Origin of the sequence: Dialister sp., assembly GCF_036343215.1 — a bacterium.
GTDB lineage: Bacteria > Bacillota > Negativicutes > Veillonellales > Dialisteraceae > Dialister.
Genome location: NZ_JAZASU010000094.1, coordinates 1 through 6,381, shown reverse-complemented (window position 1 = coordinate 6,381; position 6,381 = coordinate 1). Strand labels below are relative to the sequence as shown.

The window sequence follows — 6,381 nt, the reverse complement described above, 5'->3', positions numbered from 1 at the left end:
GCCCGCATCAAACTGGATGGCGGGCCATTTTTATACACAATGCTCCTGGAGAATGTTTAAATCCTTATATAAAAGGGCCGCCTCCCCTATAAAAAGGCGGCCACCATAACTGCGAACTGATAACTAATAACTGATAACTATTTCCCCTAAAGTTTTTAAATAATGATTTTTATTTTTGTACTCCCCCTTTCATTGAAAATGGTTAAATTCCATAAAAAAGACCGCCTCCAGGATTTAAAGACGGTCACCTTAACTGCGAACTGATAACTGATAACTTTGGGAGAAAAATTTCCCCTGTCACACCTGCCTCAGAAGGAATCCCATATAATGAGGAAGCGTCAAAATGCGTTCACTTCTCCCCACATTGTAATCTCCCAGCTTGATAGCCCGGGTGACGTGATATTTCTCGGAATGTTTCAGAATGATCCTGGTACTCTTTGTATTTCCACTGGATGCCTTGACCTCCAGAAGTGCGGCCTCTCCTTTGTAACGGATAACGAAATCCACTTCAAGACCGCTGTCTTTGTGGAAATAATACAGTTTCCGCCCCATCTTGGAGAGCATATCGGCCACAAGATTTTCGAAGATGGCTCCTTTATATCCGAATAAATTTCCCTTGAGCACGTCCATCTGGGTGCCATCTTCAAGCATGCTGATGAAGAGCCCCGTATCTGCCATATAGACTTTGAACACGGAATCCATGGCATTTCCATCCAGAGGAAGTTCCGGCAGATTCAGGTTATAGCAGCGTACGATGATGCCGGCATCTTCTATCCACTGCAGGCTTCCGGTAAATTCCGATGTCCGTCCACCTTTTTTAATGAGGGCATACTGAAATTTCTTGTTCTCCCTGCTGAGCTGGCGGGGAATCGACTGGAAGCACTCCCTGATTTTTGATTTGTCCCGATTTTCCGCATATTTCACCATATCATCTTCATAGGACCGGATAATATCCCGCTGCAGTTGAAGCACCCGGTTCATCTGTCCATGATTGACATAATCCTGCACCACTTCCGGCATACCGCCTGTGACGGTATATTCCAGTAAAAGCTGGCGCATTCTGTGATGAAGAGCCAGAGGCACCGGTTTTTCCTCTTCCAGGCAGGCAGAAAGCAGGTTGATCAAAGCCTCATCCATTCCTTTTGCCCAGAGAAATTCCTCGAAATCAAGAGGCCGCATGGTCATTACAGTCTCATAACCCACAGGTACGGACCGTGGCATTCCATAACCCTTCACGCCGAGAAGAGATCCCGTGGCAATCACATCAAACCGGCCGTCAAGCTTGAAGAATTTCAGAGCCGTCCTCGCCTCCGGACATTCCTGTATTTCATCCAGGATAATCACCGTTTTGCCGGGAATAAACTGCACCCCCGGCCCTGAAAGGGCCGACATCATCATCACCAGATGACTGACTTCCAGAGAACCGGAGAAAATATCCCGATAATCCGGATTTTCCAGGAAATTGAGATAAATGACAGAATCATAATTCTTTCTCGAAAATTCCAGGACCGAATACGTCTTCCCGCACTGCCGGCAGCCTTTCAGAATCAGCGGCTTATGGTCCGGATCATCTTTCCACTTTTTCAGCTCTTCCTCCATCTTACGTTTCAGCATAGGACCTCCTCCTTTGAAATTCATGATAAAAGATATCTCACACTTTTTCAAGGGAGTTTTGGGGGAATTTTACACTTTTCCAAGGGACTTTTATGGAAAATTCACACTTTTCTATAAAATCATCTGTCCGGACCCATTTTCTTATTACGATTACGGCCATTTTTCCGTTTTTCCAGCTTACTCCTCCATACAAAAAGAGGCACTCACGTATTTGCGCCGAACCTTCCCGCACCCCGAAATCTCGCTAAAGACTCCATCGGGGCATGTCCCGGACAGGGGTGATTCCCGAATACCGCATCTGACTCAAAATAGGTATCTGACAGATGACTTCACTAAAATCGCCTGTGTACATTCCCCATATAAAAAAATGTGCCCCATCAGGGGCACACCTTCACGAACCACGAATCACGAACCACGAAATCTCGAAAATGTCGAATCCGGGGCGTGCCGAGGTGAGGCTAACTTACGAATACCGTAACTGACTCAATCCGTCTTATCTGACAAATGACTCAGACTCAGCCTCAATCCTTCCTCTTCTCCGCAATCCCCGCGTTGAAGACTCTTTCGAAGAGCCGGGCTGCCCCGGCAAATCCGTAGAGGGGAGTGGCATCGGCCAGCATTTCTTCATAGACGGGGCGGAAGACAGGAATGAACCTTGCTTTCTTTCCGAGCCTCCCAAGCCTCGTAGTTTCGTGGGAGCTTGCCAGGAGGAGCCCTCCCTGCCATTCTTTATAGTCTTCATTGATTTCTGCATCATCGGCCCGTACGGTACGGATGATATCGGCCGCCGGAATTTTCATTTCTGAAGGTTCCTGCTGATGGACGATGAGTTTTCCCGTATCCGCCCATTCACCGCGCACCGTTTCTGCAATGGCAGAAGCGTCGGAGGGCCAGGCGGAAACCAGGATTTCATCAAACCAGAGCTGTCCCCAAAGGGACTGCATGCCTCCTCCCAGATGGGTGAGGTGCCGTTTGAGATCTGCCGCTTCTTTTGCCGCTTTTGAAAGATTCATGGATGGCAGGATTTCCTTGATTTTTTCCAGCCATTTCATGGTGACTTCGGTGCCCGCCGGAAGGCCCGTTTCGATGTAAGGCACATGGAAATCTGTTTCCATCCGTTTGGCTGCTTTTTCAGAAAGTTCAGGACGGACAACGATATTGAGCTCTACCGAGGGCATATTCATGATTTCTTCCCAGGTGCTGCCGGCCCCGGGGATGGCATTGACTGTCAGACCGCTCATTTCGAGGAGCCGTTTGATTTCCAGGGCATTTTCCTTCCCTTTCAGGTCGGAAAGGGAAAGGCCCAGCACGTTCACTGTATGTTTCACTGTGGAAAGCGGCTTCATTTCATCCATCACCCGGAGGAACGCCTGCTGATATCCTTTTGCGAAATCACCTTTGAGTCCGCCGGAATCCGCCGCATAGACGGGCCAGGGAAGGTCCTGACTTGCGGCAATCCCAGCCACATCATCTCCTACGAGGGAAATGGAGCAGTTGCTCTGGATGAAGACACGATCAAATTTCCCCATCTGCTGAATCATTTCAAAGCCCTTCACCAGGTCTTTTTCCGTGCCATAGACGAGAGACTCCTGCCCCGGCTGGGTGCAGTAGAAACGGTTCCGCGCCGTCTCATCCAGATCGTCCACATATTTCATGGCATAGAAATAGCACCAGAGTGGCCCGTTCACCATGACGAAACTTCCGGGAATGGAGGAGAAAAAGGCGGCAGATCCCGTGAGTCCGCAGGTAGCCGTATGATTGCAGGCTGCTTCCCATTCAGGCTTCCACATAGGCGATTCCTCCTTTCGACCCATACCGGCAGATGAGATGGGCAATGGCCCGGAGCATGGCTTTTTCCCCGGCCGTCCCGGCAAGCGGAATCATGGGGATGAAAAGCTGCTTGGTCTTCGTGCTGTAAATTTCATTCGTAACCAGTAGAATATCTGATGAATCCATCACCGGTCCGCTGTCTTTCCCGTCAATGATGGGCGCATCGCTCACTTTGCGGAAATTTTCGGTGAGCAATGCCTTTTCTTCCCCTTTCAGATTATCCAGAAGGATTAAGGAGGAAATAGAAATACCCAGCCAGGAAAGGGACTCTGCCGTTTCGCCGGGATTATACCAGCGGGGCGGGCGGCCCGTGACGATGGCCGCTTTTTTGCCCATCGTCCTGTCTTTGATGGTGGAAATATAATTCTCGATATCGCTTTCCTCTTCGGAAAGCACTTCTTTCGCCCGTTCTTCCTGCCCCGTCATTTCACCGACTTTGAGAATCCACTCTTTCGTGGCCTGCCAGCCCACGGGGAAACTGTTTCCTAATGATTTCACATCAAACTCTTTTTCCAGTCGGTCTGCCAGTTTCACCAGTTCTCCCGCATTGCCCGCAAAACCGAGCATGACAGAGTACTCCGACGACGGGATTTCCTTCCATTCCTCAAAAGGCACGTAGCCCGGGAACTGGTATCGTACTTCCAGGCCGAATTTTTCCAGAATTCTTGATACTTCCCGCGCATACTGGCCCGCCGGGCCCATCTGGTCGCCCAGAAGGACTACCCGTCCTCTGACTTTTTCCTGTTTCTGAAAGAACCGGGACAGGATAGCATTGGCGGTTTTGTAATAACCGTCTCCATATTCACCGCCCAGGAATCCTGCAAAGGGCATGCAGAGGATGGGGATGCCATACTCCATTTCCGAATCTTCGCAAACCCCTTCCACATCATCTCCAATGACCCCGGCTACGCAGGAAGAAGCCACAATGATGCATTTCGGATGGTACGTTTCCACCGTATATTTCATGCAGTCTTTAAGCCGGTCGGCACCTCCGAAAATGCTGTCCTTTTCGCGGAGATTGGAGGAAATAAGAGGCACTGCATGAGGAAATTCCTTTCCTCCGTCCGCAAGGACCCGGAAACGGGCCCCCATATCCATGAAAGAAGCCACATGGGTGCAGCCCAGGGGACTGTGAAAAATCACGGCCACCCCCTCACAGAAAGCGGCTGCCTTCCAGACCCCAGGCATAGTACAGGAAGTGGAAGTCGTCTTTGTGAGAAGCCACTTTGTCTTAGGTTCCATAAAAAGCCGCCAGCCTTTCCAGTTCTTCAAAAGTCACGGGCGTAGGAATGGAAAGATTCGTGCCTTCCCATATGGTCTTTGCCAGTTTCTTATACACCCCCGCCTGGGGAGAATCGGGCGCATACTGGAGCACCGTCTGCCGGTGATTCTCCGCCACATTCACGATCTTATCCCGCGGAATGAAAGCGATGAGCTCCGTATGTAATTCTTTGGCAAATTCCGTCAAAAGCTCCTTTTCACCAGGCGTATTTCTTGAATTTCCAATAATCCCGCCGAGCCGCACCTTCCCGCGGGCAGCAAACCGGCGGATCCCCTTGGCGATATTGTTTGCCGCATAAAGACTCATAAGCTCGCCCGAAGAAACAATGTATATTTCCTCCGCATACCCCTCACGGATGGGCATGGCAAAACCGCCGCAGACTACATCCCCCAGCACATCATATAAAGTCAAATCCACGGAAGGAAGCGCCTTCATCCGGTCCAGAAGCTGGAGAGCCACGATGATCCCGCGCCCCGCACAGCCTACGCCCGGTTCCGGACCTCCTGCTTCCACACAGGTTACCCCGTTAAACCCGGTATGAACGATATCTTCCTTCCTGATTTCATCCACCTCCGACCGGCGGACTTTATCCAGCACCGTCTCCTTGCAGATATGCCCCAGCAAAAGCCGGGTCGAATCATTCTTCGGATCGCACCCGATCTGGGCCACCCGCTTTCCCATAAGAGAAAGAGCTGCAGACACATTCGAAGCCGTCGTCGACTTCCCGATACCGCCCTTCCCATAAAAAGCAATCTTTTTCATCGTATCTCCTCATATATAAACTGTTTTAAGGAAATTCTAAGCTATATATAGTATAGCAGAGATGACCGCAGGATGAAGGAAATAACTTTGAGAAAGAAATACTTTTGAATCAGGGTTGTCGGGATGGTGGCGGTCTGACGGCCGCAGAATATATATGGGGATTTTGCACAGGCGAAGTTGAAAAGCCCGTAAATTCCCAAAATCACCTGCCCCCTGATCAGAGGAGAAGCGTTGCAAGCAGGGTGTCGTACTATCGCTGCATGGCACATATGAGACTGACAAAAGGTTCCCGGGACAATTGACTCTATCCATAGGCGGAAAGGCTTCCCCTCCGGGGAAGCTCCCGCGAAGCGGGTGAAGGGGCAAATCGATTCGAAGAATCGATAGGATGACTCAATTGTCACATAAATCTTCCTGGAGGGTTCCATCCCTGCCCTATCAGTCTGCTTCGCAGCCAGCTTCCCCGAGGGGAAGCCTTACCGCGGACCTTTTGAGACATTTAGCATGATGACGATACGTCATTGGCTCTAACCGTTCTTCACCCCGCCTGTGCACATTCCCCATATAAAATTCGTCGGTCCTCAGACCGACACCTTCACGAACCACGAATCACGAACCACGAAATCTCGAAATGGACTATACCGGGGCTCGCCGTGGTGAGGCTGACTCACGAATACCGTATGTGACTCTATCTGAAGAGTCACTGACTCATCGGAAATGAGCCAAAAGAAAAGAACCGATTGTTCGCACAATCGGTTCTAATCAATTAATCAGCAGCTTCCTATCCTCCCGGGCCGCTTCCAGCCAAGTACTTTCGGCGTTTGTGAGCTTAACTACCGTGTTCGGCATGGGTACGGGTGTATCCTCACAGCTATCGCCACTGAATCTGAGAG

4 protein-coding genes and 1 rRNA gene are annotated in these 6,381 nt (G+C 50.2%); all 5 read right to left on the bottom strand.

Annotated elements, in window-relative coordinates; translation table 11 throughout:
- Window positions 1-297: 297 nt before the first annotated feature.
- The 5 genes from VZT47_RS08895 to rrf all read right to left on the bottom strand — a co-directional run bounded on the left by VZT47_RS08895 (window position 298) and on the right by rrf (window position 6,373).
- The gene (locus VZT47_RS08895; RefSeq protein WP_330224610.1) at window positions 298-1,614 is read right to left on the bottom strand and encodes an ATP-binding protein; all 1,317 of its coding nucleotides are present in this window, start codon (window positions 1,612-1,614) and stop codon (window positions 298-300) included.
- A gap of 521 nt (window positions 1,615-2,135) precedes the next feature.
- Window positions 2,136-3,404: a nitrogenase component 1 gene (locus VZT47_RS08890; protein ID WP_330224609.1), complete on the bottom strand. Its 1,269-nt coding sequence runs from the start codon at window positions 3,402-3,404 to the stop codon at window positions 2,136-2,138.
- Window positions 3,391-4,686, bottom strand: a complete 1,296-nt coding sequence (locus tag VZT47_RS08885; protein WP_330224608.1) for a nitrogenase component 1 — start codon at window positions 4,684-4,686, stop codon at window positions 3,391-3,393. Before VZT47_RS08885 ends, VZT47_RS08890 begins: the two co-directional genes overlap by 14 nt.
- Entirely contained in the window at window positions 4,676-5,488 is an 813-nt protein-coding gene (locus VZT47_RS08880) for a nitrogenase iron protein NifH (RefSeq protein ID WP_330224607.1), read from the bottom strand. Before VZT47_RS08880 ends, VZT47_RS08885 begins: the two co-directional genes overlap by 11 nt.
- Before the next feature lie 768 nt (window positions 5,489-6,256).
- Window positions 6,257-6,373, bottom strand: a 5S ribosomal RNA gene (rrf, locus tag VZT47_RS08875).
- Window positions 6,374-6,381: the final 8 nt, after the last annotated feature.

What these genes read in the sequence shown, in the direction of transcription:
- VZT47_RS08885 (WP_330224608.1), bottom strand. Translation starts at nt 4,686, where the DNA reads ATGGAACCTAAGACAAAGTGGCTTCTCACAAAGACGACTTCCACTTCC.
- VZT47_RS08880 (WP_330224607.1), bottom strand. Translation starts at nt 5,488, where the DNA reads ATGAAAAAGATTGCTTTTTATGGGAAGGGCGGTATCGGGAAGTCGACG.
- VZT47_RS08895 (WP_330224610.1), bottom strand. Translation starts at nt 1,614, where the DNA reads ATGCTGAAACGTAAGATGGAGGAAGAGCTGAAAAAGTGGAAAGATGAT.
- VZT47_RS08890 (WP_330224609.1), bottom strand. Translation starts at nt 3,404, where the DNA reads ATGTGGAAGCCTGAATGGGAAGCAGCCTGCAATCATACGGCTACCTGC.